The following is a 19,273-nucleotide window of genomic DNA, read 5'->3' as shown; positions in this document are numbered from 1 at the left end:
TCGGTGGGGCGGCCGGATTCGGGAAGGCCTGATCCGGGACGGCCGGAATCGGGATGACCGGGATCGGGACGGCCGGAAATCGGGACGTCCGGTCCGGGCGGGTCGGCCGGATCGGGGTGACGATCCGGCGGGGTCAGCTGGAGTCGGGGCGGCCGATCCAGGTACGGGCGAGGGTCTGGACGGCGGCGCCGTCCGGGTCGGCGAGCTTCTGTTCCAGGTACCGGGCGGCCCAGTCGTTGGTGGGCACGCGGTAGGCGGGCCGTTCGGCGCGAAGGGTGCGGACGACCACCTCGGCGACCTCGCGGGCCGGCTGTCCGGCCGCCTCCCAGCCCTGGCCGCCGACCCAGGCGAGGTAGTCGGCGAAGGTGGGCGCGTAGGGTCCGGAGGCGGCCTCGATGGTCCTGCGGTTGATGTCCGGGAAGACGCCGAACTCGGTGTCCGGTACGAAGCCGGGGACGACGACGGAGACCCGGACGCCGTGCGCCGCGGCGACCGGGGCGAGGCTCTCCATGAATCCCTCGACGGCGAACTTGGCCGCGCAGTAGGCCTCGTTGAAGGGCTGGCCGACGACGCCGTGGACGCTGCCGATGGTCACCAGCCGGCCGCCGGAGGCGCGCAGCAGGGGCAGGGCGGCCCGGCTGACGGCGATGACGCCGAAGAAGTTCACCTCCAGATTGGCCCGCAGGGCGTCCATCGTGGACATCTCCAGGGTCGGGTCGAAGTTGGAGATGCCGGCGTTGTTGACCACCGCGTCGAGGCGTCCGTGGGTCTCGGCGATGCCGTCGACGCAGGCGGCAACGGAGGCGGGGTCGGTGACGTCGAGCGGGCGGACGTCGAGGGTGACGCCGGCCCGGGCCGCGGCCTCGGTGAGTGCCCCGGCACGGGCCGGGTCGCGCAGGGTGGCGACGGTGGTGAAGCCGGCGCGGGCGGCCGCGACGGCGGTGGCCAGACCGATGCCGGAGGACGTGCCGGTGATCAGGACGACCCGGCCGCGCACCGCATCGTCCCGCTCGGCCCTCACCGCGCCCTCCCCGTCGGCGCTCACGGCGCCGTCTCCGTCAGCTCGGGCTCCGCGCCGGCGGGCTGCTTCCGTTCCCGCTCGGCGGCGTCGAGGCGGGGCTGGATACCGAGCGCGGGCAGGAAGGAGCAGGCGGCCAGCAGGGTGCCGCCGACCATGGTCCAGCGGGCGGCGTCCAGGACGCCCAGGGGCCCGGTGAGGGCCGAGACGGCGAGGCCGCCGACCAGGGCCGCGAGCGGGATCACGCCCCAGGTGACGGTGCGGAACGCCGCGTGCATCACGCCCTGGTGCTCGGCGGACATCCGGGACTGCCGGGTGGGCGCGCTGCAGACGTTGATGCAGGACATGAAGAAGCCGTAGCAGCCCATCGTCACGGCGATGACGGGCCCGGCCGGCAGCGCGGGCGCGGCCAGCACGCCGAGGCCGACCAGGCAGTGCAGCAGCAGGGACCAGGCGAGCGTGCGGCCCAGGCCGAACCGTGCGCTGATCCGCGGGGCGACCACGGCGCCGGCCAGCGCGCCGACCGCGCCCACGGACATCGCCGCGCCGAAGACGCCCACCGAGACGTCGAGGCCGCGGTAGGCGAGGACGGGCAGCACGGTCACGAAGAGCGGTCCGCCGCAGTTGAGGGTGACGGCCGCCAGCACCACCCGGCGCAGCACCGGATCGGCCCAGTTCATCCGGAAGCCCGCGGTCAGCCGGTCCCAGACGGTGCCCTCGACGGCCGCGCGCTCGCCCCACGGGCTCATGTACCGGAAGCAGGCGGCGGAGACCAGGTAGCTGGCGGCGTCCACCAGCAGCGCGGCCACGCCGAGCGCGCTGTAGAGGGCGGCGGCGATGGAGGGGCCGGCGACCTCGGCGACCGAGCCGCTGCCCTCCAGCCGGGAGTAGGCGCGGACCATCTGGTCCTCCTCCACCACGGCCGGCACGGCGATGAGGTAGCCGATGTTGAAGAAGATGGTCGCCCCGCTGATCACCGCGACGCAGCAGAACAGCAGCGGCGTGGAGAGAACGTCCAGCCAGTGGGCGATCGGGATCACGGCGACGGCGGCCAGCCGGATCAGGTCGCAGGCGAGCATGGTCCGGCGCTTGTTCCAGCGGTCGACGAGGACGCCGGCCACCGGCCCGAGCAGGGGGATGCCGAGGTACTGGGCCATCGCCACGATGCCGACCTGGAGGGCCGAGGCGTGCAGGACGAAGATCATCAGGGTGGGGACGACGAAGACGGTGACCCGGTCACCGACCACACTGACCGTCTGTCCGGCCCAGAACAGGTTGAAGCCGCGCCCCAGGTCGTCGGGGCGCCGGGCCTTCACGCGTCCTCCTCGTCGGCCGCGCGGACCACGAAGCCGGCGGTCTTGCCGGTGCGGTCGTTGCTGACCAGCTCCTCGACCGCGCGGACCCGGAAGTTCTCCGGGTCGTGCTGGAAGGCGGTGCTGAGGGTGAAGGTGGCGGAGAGGAGTTCGGCGCGCAGCCGGGCGGTGTCGACGGCCGCGTCGCCGGCGATGCCGACGGCGGCGCACGGTCCGCCGCTGCCGTGGGTGAGCAGCAGGACGTCGACGCCGGTGGCCCGGCCGCCGTGCTCGGTGATCACCACCTGGGCCCGGGAGACGCCGGGCTCGCGCTCGGCCCGGGCGACCAGCTCGTCCACGTGCAGGCCGAGGCCGCGCACCTGGACGACGCTGTCGCGCCGTCCCAGCACGCGCATCGCCCGGCCCGGCCGTCCGCACGGGCAGGTGGTCAACTCCCCCGCGTCGCCGGTGCGGTAGCGCAGGACGGGGTTGAGCATGTCGGGGTTGAGGGTGGTGAAGTCCAGCAGCCCGTCCGGACCGACGTGGACCAGTTGTTCGGGCAGCGGGTGGAAGGTGTCCGCCGGGCAGTCGGGGGTGTTGGTGCCGACCACCCACGTCTCGGTGGAGCCGAACATGCCCCAGCGGCGGGCCTGCGGTGCGACGGCCGCAATGTCCTCGGCGAGCTGCGGCTGCCAGGCCTCGCCGAGCCAGAGCACCTTGCGCAGGGCCGGCAGCTTCAGGCCGGCGACGCGGGCGTGGGCGAACCAGAGCCGCAGCACGCTGGGCGTTCCGCCGATCGCGGTGGCCCGCTGGTCGGCGAGGAAGCCCAGCCAGTCGCCGTACTCCTCCCGGGTGACCGACCCGAGCGCGATCACCCGGCAGCCGGCCAGGTCGGCGAGGGCGGCGGCGAGGAAGTGCGCGCCCCACATCCGGCCGGCACCCCAGGCGTTGACGAAGGTGTCGTCGCGGTCGAGCGGCTGCCAGTGGGCGTGCACCCCGGCCATGTAGAACCCGGTGGGCGCGTAGCCGACCTTGGGGGCGCCGGTGGAGCCGCCGCTCTGGAACAGCCAGGTGGCGCCGGTTTCGGCGCGCGGCTCCAGGTGGGCGAGGGCGACGTTGAGGTCGTCCTTGACCAGCGGCGGGAGGGCGGCCAGCTCGTCGAGGGTGGCGAGGCCGGCGGGCCGGTCGGCGTAGCGCGGGGCGAGCGCGGGCACCGTCCGCAGCAGGCCGAGCGCGCGGGCGGCGACGGCCAGGCGCGGCTCGGCGGCCTCGGGCGGGAGGGAGAACGCGTCGGTCATCGCGGGTCCGTCCGTGGGGTGGTGGGCGTCTGGTTGGCGAGCCACTTGGCGTGGCCGTCGCGGTAGGCGGTGAACCGGGCACGGGTGATGTCCCGCTGGAGGGTCCGGTCGGGGTCCGACCAGTCGGGGGCGATCACCCCGTCCGGCTCCAGCTCCGAGAACCAGTACCGCTCGCCGTCGTGGAGGAAGTCGACGCAGAAGAACGGGATGTCCAGCTTCTCCGCGAAGTAGCTGGTGGCCTCGGCCAGTTCGGGCGGCACGGGTGGGAACTCCATCGCGCCGCCACGGCTGGCGTTGGCGACCGGCGAGCCGGGTTCGGGGATCCGCTTCATCACCGCGTAGGGCCGGCCGTCGACCACGTAGACCCGGTAGTCGACGGTGCCGTCACCGAGGTAGGGCTGGACGACGAGCGTGGTGTCGCCGCCCTGGGCGAGGCTGGCCAGGCCGCGGATGTCCTCCGGTCCGCGGGCCAGGTTGATCCCGCCGCCGCCGCACCAGCCGGACGGCTTGACGATGGCCGGGTAGGTGAGGTTACCGAGCGCGACCTCGTACTGGTGCTTGCTGATGTCGCGTCCGGTGCCGATCCGCACCGTCGGGATCGGCGGCACCGGGGAGTCGGCCAGGTGCAGCACGGTGGCGAGCTTGTCGTTGCCGATGAGGGAGATGTGCGGCGGGAACGGCAGGTAGAAGCCGGCCTGATCGAGCACGGCGTAGAGCGCGTACTGGTTGAAGATGTCCATGGCCTGGTAGGGCAGCGAGTAGAGCGCGGTGATGAAGAGGGTGTCCTGCGGGGTCACCGGCTCCTCGTCCACGTAGACCACCGGCCGGGCCGGGTCGGTGGCGTCCACGGTGACCGCGTCGGGTGCGTGCCGGCACCAGGTGAGGCCCAACTCCTCGGCGGTCTCCGCGTAGAGGTCCCAGAAGAAGTGGTGCCAGGTGGCGGTCATCCGGGTGGACTCGCGGTCGGGGAAGATCCAGCACATCCGGCGCAGCGGGCCGGGGTCGTGGGCGGGGCTGGTGTCGTTCACCGGGCTCCTTCCGGGGTGGTCTGCGGGGTCGGGGCGGGCCGTGGCGCCGGGACGGCCGGCGGGGTCGGGGCGGTCGGGACGGCCGGCGGGGTGGGCGGAGTGGTCAGGAGCGTGGGCCGCCCCGGCCGACCGGCCCGCCCCCGCAGTTCGGCCTGTCCGGACCGCTCGGGCTGTCCGGCGCGTTCGGCCTGTTCGGACCATTCGGCCTGTCCGGCCTGTCCGGCCCACCAGCGGCGGCCGGCCTCCGGAAGGGTGTCCACCGGGTCGTAGTACGGGTGGCGCCGCTCCAGCGGCGTCCCGCCGGCGGCACGGACCTCCAGCTCGGTGCGGTAGTTCTTGGTCCAGTACGAGATGCCGCGCTCGCGGTCGTACCCGACCGCCTGGTGCACCCAGCGCTTGCCGAGGTTCGGCACGTCGCAGACCAGCCGCGGGGTGGCGTAACCGGGCAGGTAGCCCATGATCGCCTCCTGGAGCCGCTGCGCCTCGTGCACGCTGGTGCGCCAGTGCTCGGCGTTGGGGATCATGTCGCAGAGGTAGAAGTAGTAGGGCAGGATGTTCGCCTCCCCCTGGAGGGCGAAGCAGAGGTCGAGCAGGTCCTCGGGGGTGGCGTTGACGCCGCGCATCAGCACTCCCTGGTTGCGGACGTCCCGCACCCCCGCGTCCAGCAGCGCCCGGGCCGCCTCGGCGACCAGCGGGGTCACCGACCGCACGTGGTTGGCGTGGGTGTGCACGGCCAGGTTGACGGCCCGCCGGGCGGCCACCTCGGCCACCCGGTGGACGCCTGCGAGGACCTCCGGCTGCAGCCAGTGCTGCGGCAGGCCGACCACCGACTTGCTGGCCAGCCGGACGTCCCGGACGGTCTCCAGCTCCAGCAGCCGCAACAGGAACGACTCCAGTTGCGGCCAGGGCACATTGGCGACGTCACCGCCGGAGACGACCACGTCGCGCACGGTCGGCGTGCGCTTGAGGTAGTCGAGCATCAACTCCTGCCGGTGGACCGGCCGCAGCACCAGCTTGGCCTTGGTGACCTGGGGCGTGGACGTGCCGACGAGGTCCATCCGGGTGCAGTGGCCGCAGTACTGCGGGCAGGTGGAGACCAGCTCCGCCAGCACCTTGGTCGGGTAGCGGTGGGTCAGCCCCTCCACCACCCACATCTGCGCCTCGTGCAGCGAGTCGCGCTCGGCCTTCGGGTGGCTGGGCCACCGCCGGTGCCGGTCGGCGTGCACCGGCAGCATGTAGCGGCGGACCGGGTCGGCCAGGAAGGCCGCGGTGAAGGCGTGCCGCTCGGCCGGGGCGTCGGCGGCCATGGTGTTCAGCATCTGCGGCGGCAGCAGCATCGACATGGTCGCGAACTCGGCCTGATCCGCGGCCAGTTGCTCGTAGAAATCGTCGGTCAGCAGGTCGCCGACGACGGCCCGCAGCTGCCGGGCGTTCTTGACGCAGTGCGCGCGCTGCCACTGGGCGTCGCGCCACTGGGCCTCGGTCACGTCGCGCCAGCCCGGCAGCCGGCGCCAGTCCGGCTCGACCAGTGCGGTCCGGGCGTACTGGTACGGCTGCCGCGGCCGGGCGGCGCCCACCGACTTTTCAGGGAGCGGGAGTTCCGATCGCAGGGGATCGGTGCGAGCGGGCTCGGGACGGGCCGGCTCGGTGCGCTTGGATTCCGGGCGCGGGGACTCCGGGCGCCCGGGTTCGGGGCGCGCGGGTTCCGGGCGCATGGGTTCGGGGCGGTCCATCCGAGCGCTACTGGGCGGCGAAGAGGGTCGCGAAGCGGGTGCGCAGTTCGCGCTTGAGCACCTTGCCGGTGGGCCCGAGCGGGAACTCCTCCGCCGTCCGGGCGATCCGGACGGCGGCCAGCGTGGCCAGTCCGGCGCCGGCCAGCGCCTTGTTCGCGGCCTCCAGGACGTCCTCGGCCCGCACGTCCGCGGCCTCCGCTCCTGCCTGCAACTGCACCACTGCGATCGGCCGTTGAACCTCACCGGCGGCGCCGGGGACGCCGATCACCGAGCAGTCCCGGACCAGTTCGGCGCAGTCCGCGAGCAGCACCTCCTCGATCGGCAGGCTGTAGACCGGGCCGGCCGCGGTGTCGATGACGTCCACCGTGCGGTCCAGGTGGTAGAAGCGGCCCTCGGCGTCGCGCCGGGCGACGTCCCCGGTCAGCCAGTAGCCGGCCAGCTCGAAGCTGCTGGTGAGCCGGGCGTTGTTCCAGTAGCCCGGCGTGCGCGAGGGCGTGTCCACCGCGAGCAGCCCGACCGTGCCGTCCGGGACCTCCGCGCCGTCCTGGTCGAGCACGGCGGCCCGGCGGACCACCTCCAGCGGCTTGCCGACGCAGCGGTCGTCCCGTGCGCTCTCCGGCGTGGTCACCTGGCCGAACAGGGCCATGCCCATCTCGGAGGAGCCCAGCCCGTCGACGAACTGCGAACCGGGGAGGGCGGGTTGCCCGGCCTTCTCGCGCGGCAGCAGCCAGGGCCGGATCAGCCCTGCCGGCCGCTCCCCCAGCTGGACCAGCCGGCGGATGTGCCCGTAGTGCGCGCTGTCACCGGTGTTGAACCACGAGTGCACCTTGGCCGCTCCCTGCACCGGCAGTTCCCCGGTGGCGAGTTCGACGAAGGTGCGCGGGAAGGACGCCACCATGGTCGGCTGGAACGCCTCCATCACCGGTTCGACGACCGAGCGCCGCCAGTCGGCCATCACCACGGTCGGCAGGCCCAGCAGGGTCGCGGTGAGGAAGTAGCTCAGGCCGCCCGCGTGGGTGTGCGGCATCAGCGACATCAGCCGGTCGTACGGCTCGGCCGGGAAGCGCACCATGCGCGGCTGCTTGCCGTCCCAGAACTGCCGGTGCGCCAGCATCGTCGACTTGGGCGTTCCGGTGGTGCCGGAGGAGTGGATCAGCGCGACCACGTCGTCCGCCGCGTGCCGGTACGGGTACGCCTCGGGCAGCCCGTCGGAGGCGTCCACGTCGAAGGCCTGCACCTCGGCGGCGAGCGTGAGGAACCGCGGCCGGCGCTGCGGGTCCTGGCGGTAGGCGGCGGCCAGGCGGGTGGTGTCGTCGGCGACCACGCCGACCACACCCACGTGGTTGAGGTAGCGCACCATCACGTCGTGCCGCATGGCGTCGTTGACCAGCGCCGGGACGGCACCCAGCGCGGTCAGCGCGAGGAAGTGCAGCAGCGGCTCCAGGCCCTCGGCGATCACCACGGCCACCGGCTCGCCCGGGCGCACGCCGTTGGCGTGGTACCAGGCGGCGTACCGGTCGCGCAGGGCAGCGAGGTCGAGCAGGCTGTGGCCGCGCAGCACGACGGCGCCGCGGTGGTCGGTGTGGTGGCTGTAGGCGAACGGGACCGCGCGGTTGGGGTTCACGGCGATGGCGTGGTCGAGGAAGTTGCCGGCGCCGAGGTCGGGTTCGGCCATCAGCCGCTCGCGGGCGGCGAGGGGCGCGACGGGACTCTGGTGGGAAAGCTGGTCACTCATCGGGGGTCTCGCAATCGTGAAGGGGTGGCCCGCCGCCGGCTCCGGTGGAGCCGACGGCCGGACGGGCGCGGTGATCCGCGCATGGTGGTCTTGTGCGGTGATCCGCACGCGGTGCTGTGGATGGGCCGGTCGTGCAAGGGAGTTCGGGCCGGAGGCGGTGAGGGCGCCGGAGGCCTCAGCCGGCCGGGCGGTCGAGGATCTCCGCGACGACGCGGCGGCCGGAGCGGACCGCGCCCTCCAGCAGCCCGAAGAACTCGGTACTGGTCTCGGTCCCCGCCCAGTGCACCCGGCCGTGCGGGGCGGTCAGCGCCGGACCGAGCCGCAGCCAGTCGCCGGGCCCGAACAGCGCCGCGTAACAGCCCTTGCTGTACGGCTCGTTGACCCAGTCGGTGACGTGGAGGCCGATCGGCTCGGGGAGCATCGGGAAGAGCCGGGCGGCCTGCGCGACCGCCGCGGCGCGCTGCTGCGCCGGGTCCAGGGCCGCGAAGCGGTGCGCCTCCGCCCCGGTGACGAACCCGGTCAGCACACCGGCGCCCGTACCGGACGGCGAGTCGTCGACCGTCGAGAGCAGCGGCCCCTCGGCGTTGACCGACCAGCCGGAGAGCCCGTGCTCGCGCCAGAGCGGTGCCGGGTAGACCAGGTGGAGCTTGACCGCGCAGCCGCGCCCGGTCCGCTCCCCCGCGCGGGGCGCCGGCAGTGCAGGGTGCTGGTCGAGCGCGTCGGCGAGCAGCGACGGCAGCGCCACCACCGCGACGTCCCCCCGGTACTCGCCGCGCGCCGTGCGGACGGTGACCCCGTCGGCGTCCTGCTGGACCGCCAGGGCCGGCTCGCCGAGCCGGAGCCGCCCGTGCGGCGAGGCCGTGAGCCGGGCGGCCAGCCGCTCGCAGAGCAGGTGCGCTCCGCCGGCTACGCGGTCCTGCTGGGCGCCGCCCTCGAAGGCGTTGAGGTAGCGCAGCCCGCCGCCCGAACGCAGGTAGAAGGCCATGTGGAGGACGGAGACGTCGGCCGGGTCGGCGGCCATCATCTCGCCCAGGAAGAGCGGGAAGAAGAGCCGGGCGTCCGGGTGGGTGAGCTCCCGCTCGGCCCACTCGGCGGCGGTCAGGGTGTCCAGCCGGGCGGCCTCCGGGGTGAGCCACGGCGCGTCCGGCCTTACGGCGGCGGTGAGTTCGGCGAGCCGGTCGAAGAGGTCCCCGAGCGCCACGGCGTTGAGCGGCGGGAAGCGGCCGTCCCGGGTGACGCTCCCGTCACCGAGCCCGGCCGGGCCGGCGTCCGCGGCGGTGCCGGTGCCGGCGGCCATGGCGGCGTCCGCGGCGGTGCCGGAGTCCGTGGCGGCGTCGAGGTCGGTGTCCGCGGCGGTGCCGGTGCCGGCGGCCGTACCCGCGGCCGTGCGGGCGAGGGCGAAGCGGCTGGCGCCGGCCATCGTGGTCGGCGTGGTGGCGAGGTCCAACTCCTTGAGGAGGGAGAGGAGTTCGGTGTGCCGGTCGCCGAGGTAGGCGGCTCCGGCGTCGACCCACTCGCCGGGGGCGACCTCGATCCCGTGCGTCCGTCCGCCGACCCGGTCGCGCGCCTCCAGCACGGTGACCTCGACCCCGCGGGCCGCGAGCCCGGCGGCGGCGGTCAGCCCGGCCGCCCCGCCCCCGATGACGACGGCCGAGGCGACGGCGCCGCTGTTCCCGGCGCTCATCCGGCGGTCGCGATCAACCGGGCGAGGCCGGCCGGGGTGGGCGCGAGCGCGAAGTCGTCGAAGGTCAGCTCGACGCCGTAGGTACGGGCGACCGCGCTCAGCACGCGGGTGGCGATCAGGGAGTCGCCGCCGAGGAGGAAGAAGTCCGAGTCCGCCGCGACGTCCGTGCTCTCCAGGACGCGGCGGAAGATCTCCGCCACGCCCTCGACATCGGCGGATGTGGTGTCAACGCTGCTCATCAATGCTCTCCTTCGACCTACGGGTGCACCTGTGGGGCACCTGGTGGCGGGTCTGGATGGGCAGGCCCCGAGCAGGGCGGGCCTGGTGGCGGGCGTGGCCCGGCCGTCCGGGGGCGCGTCCGCCCCGCGGCCGTCCCGGCGGCTCGGTGGCCGCCGGGTGGGCACTCCCTAGGGGTGGGACGGGAGCGGGGCGGTGCCGGGGGTCTGCCCGGAGCCCGATCCGTTCGCCGCGTAGCGTCGGTGCGAGCCGGCGCGGTCGACCTTGCCGCTCGCGGTGAGCACCAGAGCCGGAACGACGGTGATCCGGCTGGGCACGAGGTGGCCCGGCACCCGGCCGCCCAAGTGGGCCCGGAGGTCGGCGTCCAACGTGCCGGCCGCCGCGCCCGGGCGCGGCACCACGTAGGCGACCAGTGCCGAACGGCCGGCCACCGTCGCCCCGGTCACGGCGACCGCCGCGACGCCGGGGTGGCCGGCGATCTCCGCCTCGACCTCGGCCGGGTCGACCCGGATACCGCGGACCTTCACTTCGCCGTCCAGCCGCCCCTGGTGGGTGAGGACGCCGTCCGGCGCGCGGCTGACCCGGTCGCCGGTGCGGAACCAGCGGACCCCGGCGGTGTCGGCATGGGCGGCGGCGCCGCCCTCGGTGCCGGTTCCGCCCGCGGCTTCGGTGAACCGTGCCGCGGTGGCCTCCGGCAGCCCGTGGTACCCGAGCGCCACCGCGGGCCCGCCGATCCACAACTCGTCCTGCTCGCCGAGCCGTTCGAGGACGTGCGGCAGAGCCCGTCCGATCGGCACCCGGTCGCCGACCGCCCACGGCCGCTCCCGCTCGGGCGCCTGCGGCCCGTGCAGGTCAACCGCATGGGTGATCAGCGTGGTCTCGGTGGAGCCGTAGGTGTTCAGCAGCCGGATCCGGCCGGTGTCCAGCGCCGCCCAGTCGGCGAGCCGGGCCGGGTTGGCCGCCTCGCCGCCGATCACCAGCAGCCGGACGGAGTCGGGGAGGGTGCGGCGCTCCTCGGCCAGGTGCAGCACCAGCTCGTGCCAGAACGCGGTCGGCAGATCCAGGACGGTGATCCGCTCGCGCTCCACCATCCGCAGGAACCGCGGGAACGACCCGGAGTGCGCCTCGGCGTCGAGGACGAGGGCGGCGCCCGCGGTGAGGGTCGGCAGGATCTCCTCGAAGCAGGTGTCCCAGTTCAGCGAGGCGAACTGCAGCACCCGGTCGTCCGGCGTCAGGCCGAACACCTCGCGCAGCGAGGCGACGGCCGCGGAGATCGCCCGGCGCGGCGTCACGACGGGTTTCGGCTGCCCGGTCGAACCCGACGTGAAGAGGAGGTAGGCCGGCTGCTCCGGATCGGCCGCGCGCGGCGCCGTTGCGTGCGGCTCCATGGCGTACGGCTCCATGTCGTACGGCGCCGACGCCTCCGCGGCGGCTGATCGCGGCAGTTCGACCAGGTCGAGGCCGTCCGGGAGGAGCCGGTCGGCCATCCGGGGCGCACGGTCCACCCCGCGCCCGGTGTCCGGCCCGGTGACGGCGGCCAGCCCGGTCCGGCATCCCACCGCGGCCAGCATCGCCTGTCGGCGCTGCGGCGGAAAGGCCGGGTCGACCGGGCAGTACGCGCCCCCGGCCGCCAGCACACCGAGCAGCCCGACCACCGTCTCCGGCAGGTGCACCGCCGGAACGGCGACCACCCCCGGGCCGGCGCCGAGCCGGTCGGCCGTCATACGTGCCAACGTGTCGAGTTGGCGATAACTCAGGGCGCGCCCGTGGTGGACGATCGCCGCCCGTTCCGGATATCGGCGCACGGTTTCCGTGAACGCGTCAATCAGGTCGGAACTGGCTCCGTGGATGTTGCGGTTCTTTGTCATGCCCGCCCCAAAGAATGCCGTGCGAGCCCTTGTCAGTGCTCGGCGAGCCGGGACTCTACCTTCGAACATGCGTAGCCACAATGGCTGTTGAGGATGTTGCTTCAAGGATGTGTGGTTGACATGTGAACGATAGAGAGTCCGTCAGGACGGACTGCTGCGACACCAGAGACCACGAAGCGTGACGAGCCGGATTCGACGAGTGCGCACCGCTCCGAATTCATCCGCCCACGGTGTGCGCACGATTCACCTGACACCGGAACTTCCGGAAATGCGGAGGGAATTCACCGCCTCCGCACAGCCCTGGAACAGCTGCGTACCGGAACGGCACCGAATTCCCAAGCCGAAACACGGCCGGGTTTCCCATTCCCGGAGCCTGCCCGGGGTGGCGATTCCTCGCAATGCCTTCAGCTTGTTGGTCAGTTGCTCGACGGTGTTGCGCTCTTTGTGGAGCTCGGCGTCGTGGCAGACCGGACACTGGCCCGCATCCCGGGCGCCGGGGGCTCGGTGTGGTCGCGGTGTCGGGCCTGCCGCCGCGCTGACCCCGGTCCCGTTCCCCCGCGGGTCATCTGCAGGAGGGGCCGAGGGCGGCGGTGACGAGGTCGTACGCCCGGAGCCGGCGGTCCAGGAAGGCGCCGAGCGCCGCGCCCAGTCCCTCCGCCGACTCCAGTGCTTCCGGACGGAGTTCCGCGACGAGTCGCAGGTGCCCGCGTTCGCGGATCAGGGCCGGCCGGCCGAACCGGCCGGCGGTCGCCGTCGGCGTGCGAACAGCGACCGGCCCCGGCACCGCGCGAACGCGTTGCCGGGGCCGGTCGACCGCGGGGCTCTACCGCGAACAGCCGCCGCGGATCCTGTCGTGCATCCCGCCGCGGATCCTGCCGTAAGTCCTGCCGCGGATCAGCGGATCAGGGGTGCAGGACGCGGGAGGGCGCGGCCGCGTTGTCCGCCGATGCCTGGGAGCGGACGGCGGGCGTCACGCAGACGTCGTCACCGGGCCAGGCCTCCCGCCAGACGTAGCCGGAGATGCAGGTGTGGGGCCCGTACGGCCCGGACACCCACCGGCTGTACCGGGCGGCGTTGTCGGCGGCGGCCTGACTGCGGGTGGCCGGGGCCACGCAGGTGTAGTCGCGGTAGTCGCCGTCGCGCCAGACGTAGCCGGCGACGCAGGTGTTGGGGCCGTAGATCGCCACCGAGGTGGCCGAGTAGACGGTGACGGTCGCGGTGCCCCCGCTGATCGAGGTCGAGATCGAGTCGCCGTTGGCGTTCAGCGAGGTGACGGGGAGCCGGGCCCCGCCGTCCAGGGTGCGCTGCAGGTACGGCGTGCCGTTGACGATCTCGTGGATCAGTACCACGTCGTTCGGGATGCCCGCGGAGTAGCCGAGCTTCCGGGTGAACTCCACGGTGTAGTAGTGGAACGGGTCGGAGCCGATCGGTACCCGCAGGAGCTTCGGGTGGTAGCCGTCGTCGCTCTGGAACGAGGTGAGGGTGTGGCTGCTCCACCCGGCCGGGGCGACGGCCACCCGGCTGTGGTCCACCCAGCCGAGCTTGTCCAGCTGGTAGCCGGCCAGGCCGACGGGCTGGGCGTTGCCGTAGGTGCCGCCGGTGCCCGATCCGTAGACGTTGGCGGCGCTCATCTCGTCCCACGGGTCGTCGTACTCGCCCGGCGCGGACCACGGGGCGTTGCGGTAGCTGGTGTCGTTGGAGAAGGAGTGGCCGAGACCGTAGCCGTGCAGCATCTCGTGGGCCACCGAGACGGAGCCGAGGCCGGTGCCGTCCAGGTAGATCGCGCCACCGGCGCCCCACCAGTCGATCCCGACGTTGGTCACGACGATCGTGCGGTGCCCGGCAGGGACGGTGTACCCGCCGGCCTTTGCGGCGTTGACGCAGTCCTGGAAGCGGGTCCAGCGGTCCCGCCCCTGCTCCTGGGCCAGGGTGTACGGCATCGTGTACCAGCCGGCGGCGTTGGAGTTGCGGATCTGCACCGCACCGGCCGAGATGCTGTTGAAGTAGTCGTACATACCGCCGGTGCCGGCACCGGAGTCGGTGAAGAAGTTCCTCAGCCAGCCGGCGGTGTGCGGTTCGGACGTGTTGTCCGAGACCTTGCACATCAGGATCGACCAGCCCGTGTAACCGCGGACCGGCACTGCCTGGGCGCTCTGCTGGAGTCCGCAGAACGCCATCACGACGACGGCCAGCAGCGCTGCCGCCCTGGCCCGGATCCGGCGACCTCGATCCCCGTACGTCCGGATCCCTTGCTCACGATTCCCACGCATGCGGGAGCCCTCCCCTTCCCGGTGGTTCCGGGGCCTGTCCCCGGACGGGCGACGGCTTCCGTACCCAGCCCGTGGCGCGCAGTAAACTCCTTGCAGAGATGGCCAGTTGAGCAGCGGCGGGCAACAGTTCGGGTCGGTGGGACGACTCCGACCATCCCACCCTGCCGGAGCCCCCGGCGAAATCCGCTGGCGGCCCCGTTCCGCACCGGGCGATCATGGCGCGCATGACTGACGCACCCGAACGATGGACCCAGGCGACCGTCTACGCCGACATGTGGACCGACCCCGCCGACGACCCCCGCAACAGCGAGGGCGTCAGCCCGGACGGAGAACTCCCCACTCTGCAAGACTTTCTGACGAACTACCGGATGACCCTGCGGATGAAGTGCGAGGGCCTGGACGCCGAGCAGCTCGCCCGCCGCTCCGTCCCGCCGTCGACGATGTCGCTGCTCGGCCTCGTCCGCCACCTCGCCGAGGTGGAACGGGACTGGCGCAACTGGCTCCACGACGGCGAGCGGCTGCCGAAGCTGTACGGCCGGCGCGACGCGGACTTCGACGACGCCGTCGCCGATCAGGCCGTCGTCGACGCCGCGTACGCCGATCTGGAGCGCGAGCAGGCCGCCACGGACGCCGCGCTGGCCGGGTTCGCGGACCTGGGGACACGGGTGGGGAAGGACGGGATCGCGATCCGGGAGCTGCTGGTGCACCGGGTCGAGGAGTACGCCCGCCACTGCGGCCACGCCGACCTGCTGCGCGAGTGCATCGACGGACGGGTGGGCCAGTGACGTCCGCGCCGTGAGGGCCCACGCCGTGACGTCCGCGCCGCGAGGGCCGGCGCCGTGACGTCCGCGCCGCGAGGGCCGGCGCCCTGCGGCTTGTGCCCCGAGGCCGCCTGCACGGCACCCTCACCTCGCCCGGGTGGGCGTACCGGAAGGGTGTCGGCGGGCGATCGGCGGCCGTTCCTGGGCCCGGTCACGTGCATCGGTGGCCGCTGCCGTGGCATAGATGGCGGCCGGGACGCTGGTCGGGCCCTGCCGCCGCGCTGCGCGCGACAGCGGGGCGAGGGAAGGTGAGGTGGCCATGGTGGCGCAGGCTTCGGGCGGCGGCGGGCAGGAGGCCGGGAGTGCGGTCGAGCTGGGAGGTTACCAACAGGAGCTGAAGCGCTCGCTCGGCTCGTTCCAGGTGTTCGCGATCTCGTTCGCCTTCATCTCGGTGGCGGTCGGCATCTTCGCCACCTACGACGACGTGCTGCAGTCCGCGGGGCCGGTCGGGATCTGGCTCTGGGTGATCGCGGCCGTGGGGCAGGTCCTGGTGGCCCTGGTGGTCGCGCAGTTCGCGGCGCGCATCCCGCTCAGCGGCTCCTCGTACCAGTGGGCCTCGCGGCTGGCCAGCCCGAAGGTCGGGTGGTGGTTCGGCTGGCTGGGCTTCTGCTACCTGGCGATCGCCGTGGTGGCGATCGACAACGCGCTGGCGAGCCAGGCGTTCATGCCGCTGGCCGGCATCGCCACCGACGAGGAGACCGCACGCGTCATCACCCTCGTGGTGCTTCTCGTGCAGGCCGTGCTGGCCATCGTCTCGACGCGGGCCGTCAGCCTGGTCAACTCGGTCGCGGTGGGGCTCGAACTGGCGCTGGTGGTACTGGTGGCGGTCGCCCTGATCATCGCCGTGGTGGTCTCCGGCGACGGCTCGGTCGACAACCTGACCTCGCGCGGCATCGCCGCGGACGCCCCAGACTACTTCGCCGTCGGCGGCGGGCTGATGCTCGCGATGATCATGGGTCTGGCTACGCTCGTGGGCTTCGACTCCGCGGCCAACCTCGCCGAGGAGGCCAAGGACCCCTACCGCAGCGTGCCGCGTGCGATCGTCGGCTCGGTCCTCGCCGCGGGGGTCCTGGGCCTGCTGTTCCTGATCACGCTCACCGTCGCGATCAAGGACATCCCCGCCATCAGCGCCGACGGCTCACCGGTCGCGGCCATCATGCGCGAACGTCTGGGGCAGCCGGCCGAGAAGGCGCTGCTGGTGGCGATCACGATCGCGTTCTTCGGCGCCGGGGTCGTGGTGATGGTCGCCTGCTCGCGGCTGGTCTACGCGATGGCCCGCGACGCGCGCTTCCCCGGGCATCCGCTGATGCGACGCGTCAACCGCCGCACCAGCACGCCCGTCCCGGCGACGCTGCTGATCCTCGCGCTCGGGGTCGTCCTGATGGCCGCGCTCCCGGGCACCGCGCTGCTGAAGCTGATCACCGCGTCGACGATCCTGCCCGCGGTCATCTACGGCGCGACCATCGTCCTCTACCTGGCCGTACGCGGCCGGCTGAGCCGCCGGACCGGGGCGTTCGACCTCGGGCGTTTCGAGCTGCCGGTCGCGATCTGCGCCCTGGTGTGGACCCTGGTCGCGCTCTTCGTCCTCGTGACGCCGGACGAGGCGCTCACCTCCGTCGTCATCGTGGTCGGCCTGCTCGTCGTCGGCGCCCTGTTCTTCTTCGGCACCCTGGCGCTCGACCGCACGGCGCTGGACACCGAGCCGGGCGACGAGAGCGCGTTCACCCGGTGACACCCGGGACGGTCGCGGCACGGCCGGCGGGAGCGGGCGGGTGACCGGGGACGACGCGCGCAGCGCCGGCGGTGGTCCGGCGGACGGCGGGGCCGCGGCGCGGACGGACGGCGGCGGCGCCGCGGCGCGGGCGGCGGCCGGTAACGCCGGCGTGCTGGGGACGGCGCTCGGTGTGGTGCTGGCCTTCTCCTTCGCGCAGGGCTCGTGGCAGTGGTTCTCCACCTACCTCGGCCTCACGCTCCTCGCCGTGGTGCTGTCCTTCGGCCGGGTACCGCCGCGGCCCCCGGGCCGGCAGCCGGGCTACGCCTGGAGCCTGGCGGCCTACTCGCTGGTCGTGGGCCTCTGCGTGGCGCTCGCGCTCGCGCCGGCGATGCAGCGCTGGGAGTGGCTGTTCCCCATGCCGGGCACCCGTCAGGAGTGCGTGCAGGCGGGCCGCTACGAGAGCCTGCAGACCGCGGCCGCCCTCGGGGGCCTCGCCGCCCAGGACGGCGAGGCCCTGAACCACGCGCAGCACCGGGCGAGCCACCAGGCCGTCGACGACTGCCTCGCCGCCACGACCACGCTCTGGCTCCCGGTCTACGCCCTGGCCGCGGCTGCGCTGACGGGCACGCTCGCGTGGTCCTGGGCCCGCGCCCGGGGCCGCCGCGCCTCCTTCGCCGGAGGTCCGGCCCGCCCGGAATAGCCGGGCCGTCGCGGGGAGCCACCGAGGGTCGGGGTGGCTCGGAAATTCGTGTACCAGCCCTTTCGAAAATGTGATCCCATAATGGTCGCTCGGCGCCGGAGGCGCCGCAGTGCCGGGTTCGGGCTGTCCGCACACCGGTCCAGTGACACAGGAGTCCTCCCATCAACGCCGTCATCCGCAGGGCCGCGCGCGGCACCGTGCCCGTCGTCGTCAGTGCCTCCGTCCTCGCCGCGGGTCTGAGTGCCTGCGGGACGGTCGAGCAGCTCTCGGCCGCCCAGAAGGTCTCCAAGGCCTTCGACAAGCTCGGTGCGAGCACCTCGGCCGGGGTGACGGTGTCGGTGGAGGCGTCCCCCGAGCAGATCGTCGCGTACGGCAAGGCCACCGGCGACGAGATCGAGCCGCGGAGCGCCGAGGCCCTCTCCGGCCTGAACATCTCCGTCGCGATGGCCTCCGACAAGCCGCTCAGGGAGAGCAGCGCCTTCAAGGACGCGTCGGGCGCCGGCGGCCCCGGCAGTGCTGCGCCGGACAAGTCGCTGCGCGCCTCCTACGTGGTGGCCGACCGGAAGGGCACCGCGCTGTTCGAGTACCGCCAGGTCGACGCGAAGGCGTACCTGCGGGCCGACGCCAAGGGCCTGGTGAAGCTGGTCGGCGAGGACCCGGCCCAGGTGGACGAGGTCGGCCGGGAACTGCCCGGCGAGCTGGGCGCGATCAGGGACGTGCTGGCCGGGAAGTGGGTCGCGCTCGACCTCCAGGAGCTCGCGGACTCTGCCAAGAAGTCCGGCCCGGCCAGGCCCCCGGCTCCGACCGGGCGGCCGACCCTGGACCCCAACTCCGCCAAGCAGCTGACCGAGTCGTTGAAGGACGTCTTCTCCCGGACGGTCACCTTCGAGGACAAGGGGAAGAAGGACGGCGCCGAGCACGTCCTGATGAGCGCCCCGGCCCGCAAGCTGATCGACGGGGTGCTGGGCGCCGTCAAGCCGCTGTCCGCGAAGTTCCCCGGGCAGTTCGGCAAGCTCCCGGCGACGGCCCCGGCGGACGTGCCCGACAAGGCGATCGGGGTCGACCTGTATCTGAAGGACGGCCGGTTCGCCTCGGCCACCTTCGACCTCGCACAGCTGGAGCCCGGGGCCGGCCCGGGTGCGGCGTTCCCGGTGAAGCTGGCGTTCGACCAGACCGCCCCGGTCGTACAGGCGCCGGCCGGCGCCGTGAGGGTCTCCGAGAAGGACCTGCAGAACACCGTTCTCGCGTTCGCCGGCACGGCGGACGAGGACGGCTTCCCCGGCCCCGGCTCCGGCCCCGTGACCCGGCCCGGCGACGGCGCGAGGCCCGGCCCCGGCAAGCCGCTGACCGACGCCCAGGTCAAGGAGCTCATCGGCCTCGGCATGACCGAGTCGCAGATCGAGATATTCAACGAGCTCGGCATGGACTTCGCGGAGATCAAGAGCCTGGCCCAGGAGGGCTGATCGCCCCACGCGCGCCGGGGGGGGGGGGGGGGGGGGGGGGGGGGGGGGGCGCCGCCCCCCCCGCGGGGGGGGGGGGGGGGGGGGGGGGGGGGGGGGGGGGGGGGGGGGGGGGGGGCCGGGCCCCCCCCCCCCCCCGCGCCCGGCTTTCGGCGTGGTCGCGGACCTGGTGGCGGTGTCAGTGCAGCGGGACCGGGGCGCGAGACACAGACACCTAGGACATGCCCATGCCAAACCGAGCTCGGCTCCGCGCGATGTGCCCGGTCGGGATGCGGAGCAACTATCGGATGCGCAAGACCGGCGAAGGAGGTGTGGAGACGGCCGGCGGGCCGGGCAGGTGCGGCCCCCCGGCTGCACCTGCCCGGCCCGGGTCGTGGCCGGCTCGTACGGAGCCCGGGCTCCGCGCGGCCTCCCG

General features: G+C 73.6%; 15 protein-coding genes. 4 read left to right on the top strand and 11 right to left on the bottom strand.

The annotated features are described in order from the left end of the window. Positions 1 to 133: 133 nt before the first annotated feature. The 11 genes from ACIPSC_RS31870 to ACIPSC_RS31820 all read right to left on the bottom strand — a co-directional run bounded on the left by ACIPSC_RS31870 (position 134) and on the right by ACIPSC_RS31820 (position 14,163). Entirely contained in the window at positions 134 to 1,045 is a 912-nt protein-coding gene (locus ACIPSC_RS31870; protein ID WP_400830957.1) for an SDR family NAD(P)-dependent oxidoreductase, read from the bottom strand. Beyond that, positions 1,042 to 2,334 carry an MFS transporter gene (locus ACIPSC_RS31865; protein ID WP_400830954.1) on the bottom strand — a complete coding sequence of 431 codons (1,293 nt, stop codon included), beginning with the start codon at positions 2,332 to 2,334 and terminating at the stop codon, positions 1,042 to 1,044. Before ACIPSC_RS31865 ends, ACIPSC_RS31870 begins: the two co-directional genes overlap by 4 nt. Next, positions 2,331 to 3,608, bottom strand: coding sequence for an AMP-binding protein (locus tag ACIPSC_RS31860; protein WP_400830950.1), 1,278 nt, complete (start codon positions 3,606 to 3,608; stop codon positions 2,331 to 2,333). The genes ACIPSC_RS31865 and ACIPSC_RS31860 overlap by 4 nt, the downstream gene beginning before the upstream one ends. Next, the gene (locus tag ACIPSC_RS31855; RefSeq protein ID WP_400830947.1) at positions 3,605 to 4,636 is read right to left on the bottom strand and encodes a RimK family alpha-L-glutamate ligase; all 1,032 of its coding nucleotides are present in this window, start codon (positions 4,634 to 4,636) and stop codon (positions 3,605 to 3,607) included. The genes ACIPSC_RS31860 and ACIPSC_RS31855 overlap by 4 nt, the downstream gene beginning before the upstream one ends. Further along, positions 4,633 to 6,213, bottom strand: coding sequence for a KamA family radical SAM protein (locus tag ACIPSC_RS31850; protein WP_400830944.1), 1,581 nt, complete (start codon positions 6,211 to 6,213; stop codon positions 4,633 to 4,635). Before ACIPSC_RS31850 ends, ACIPSC_RS31855 begins: the two co-directional genes overlap by 4 nt. A gap of 163 nt (positions 6,214 to 6,376) precedes the next feature. Next, positions 6,377 to 8,104 carry a class I adenylate-forming enzyme family protein gene (locus tag ACIPSC_RS31845; RefSeq protein ID WP_400830942.1) on the bottom strand — a complete coding sequence of 576 codons (1,728 nt, stop codon included), beginning with the start codon at positions 8,102 to 8,104 and terminating at the stop codon, positions 6,377 to 6,379. Positions 8,105 to 8,279: 175 nt separating this feature from the next. Next, on the bottom strand, positions 8,280 to 9,788 hold the full coding sequence (locus tag ACIPSC_RS31840; protein WP_400830938.1) for a flavin monoamine oxidase family protein: 1,509 nt from the start codon (positions 9,786 to 9,788) through the stop codon (positions 8,280 to 8,282). Then, complete coding sequence (locus ACIPSC_RS31835; RefSeq protein WP_400830936.1) at positions 9,785 to 10,027, bottom strand: phosphopantetheine-binding protein; 243 nt, start codon at positions 10,025 to 10,027, stop codon at positions 9,785 to 9,787. Before ACIPSC_RS31835 ends, ACIPSC_RS31840 begins: the two co-directional genes overlap by 4 nt. A gap of 168 nt (positions 10,028 to 10,195) precedes the next feature. Continuing rightward, positions 10,196 to 11,893, bottom strand: a complete 1,698-nt coding sequence (locus ACIPSC_RS31830; RefSeq protein ID WP_400830933.1) for an amino acid adenylation domain-containing protein — start codon at positions 11,891 to 11,893, stop codon at positions 10,196 to 10,198. A 562-nt stretch (positions 11,894 to 12,455) separates the two neighbouring features. Then, positions 12,456 to 12,677 carry a hypothetical protein gene (locus ACIPSC_RS31825; RefSeq protein WP_400830931.1) on the bottom strand — a complete coding sequence of 74 codons (222 nt, stop codon included), beginning with the start codon at positions 12,675 to 12,677 and terminating at the stop codon, positions 12,456 to 12,458. A 118-nt stretch (positions 12,678 to 12,795) separates the two neighbouring features. Then, positions 12,796 to 14,163, bottom strand: coding sequence for a hypothetical protein (locus ACIPSC_RS31820; RefSeq protein WP_400830929.1), 1,368 nt, complete (start codon positions 14,161 to 14,163; stop codon positions 12,796 to 12,798). A 224-nt stretch (positions 14,164 to 14,387) separates the two neighbouring features. Between ACIPSC_RS31820 and ACIPSC_RS31815 the strand changes: the two genes are divergently transcribed. The 4 genes from ACIPSC_RS31815 to ACIPSC_RS31800 all read left to right on the top strand — a co-directional run bounded on the left by ACIPSC_RS31815 (position 14,388) and on the right by ACIPSC_RS31800 (position 18,861). Beyond that, a complete protein-coding gene (locus ACIPSC_RS31815) occupies positions 14,388 to 14,948 on the top strand; it encodes a DUF664 domain-containing protein (protein ID WP_400830926.1) in 561 nt (186 codons plus the stop codon). 295 nt (positions 14,949 to 15,243) lie between these two features. Further along, positions 15,244 to 16,716 carry an APC family permease gene (locus ACIPSC_RS31810; RefSeq protein WP_400830924.1) on the top strand — a complete coding sequence of 491 codons (1,473 nt, stop codon included), beginning with the start codon at positions 15,244 to 15,246 and terminating at the stop codon, positions 16,714 to 16,716. Positions 16,717 to 16,756: 40 nt separating this feature from the next. After that, the gene (locus ACIPSC_RS31805; RefSeq protein WP_400830922.1) at positions 16,757 to 17,398 is read left to right on the top strand and encodes a hypothetical protein; all 642 of its coding nucleotides are present in this window, start codon (positions 16,757 to 16,759) and stop codon (positions 17,396 to 17,398) included. Positions 17,399 to 17,595: 197 nt separating this feature from the next. Continuing rightward, on the top strand, positions 17,596 to 18,861 hold the full coding sequence (locus tag ACIPSC_RS31800) for a hypothetical protein (protein WP_400830917.1): 1,266 nt from the start codon (positions 17,596 to 17,598) through the stop codon (positions 18,859 to 18,861). Positions 18,862 to 19,273 lie beyond the last annotated feature (412 nt).

The sequence above is a fragment of the Kitasatospora sp. NPDC090091 genome, from assembly GCF_044747365.1.
Lineage (GTDB): Bacteria > Actinomycetota > Actinomycetes > Streptomycetales > Streptomycetaceae > Kitasatospora.
This window is presented reverse-complemented; position numbering and strand designations above follow the sequence as displayed.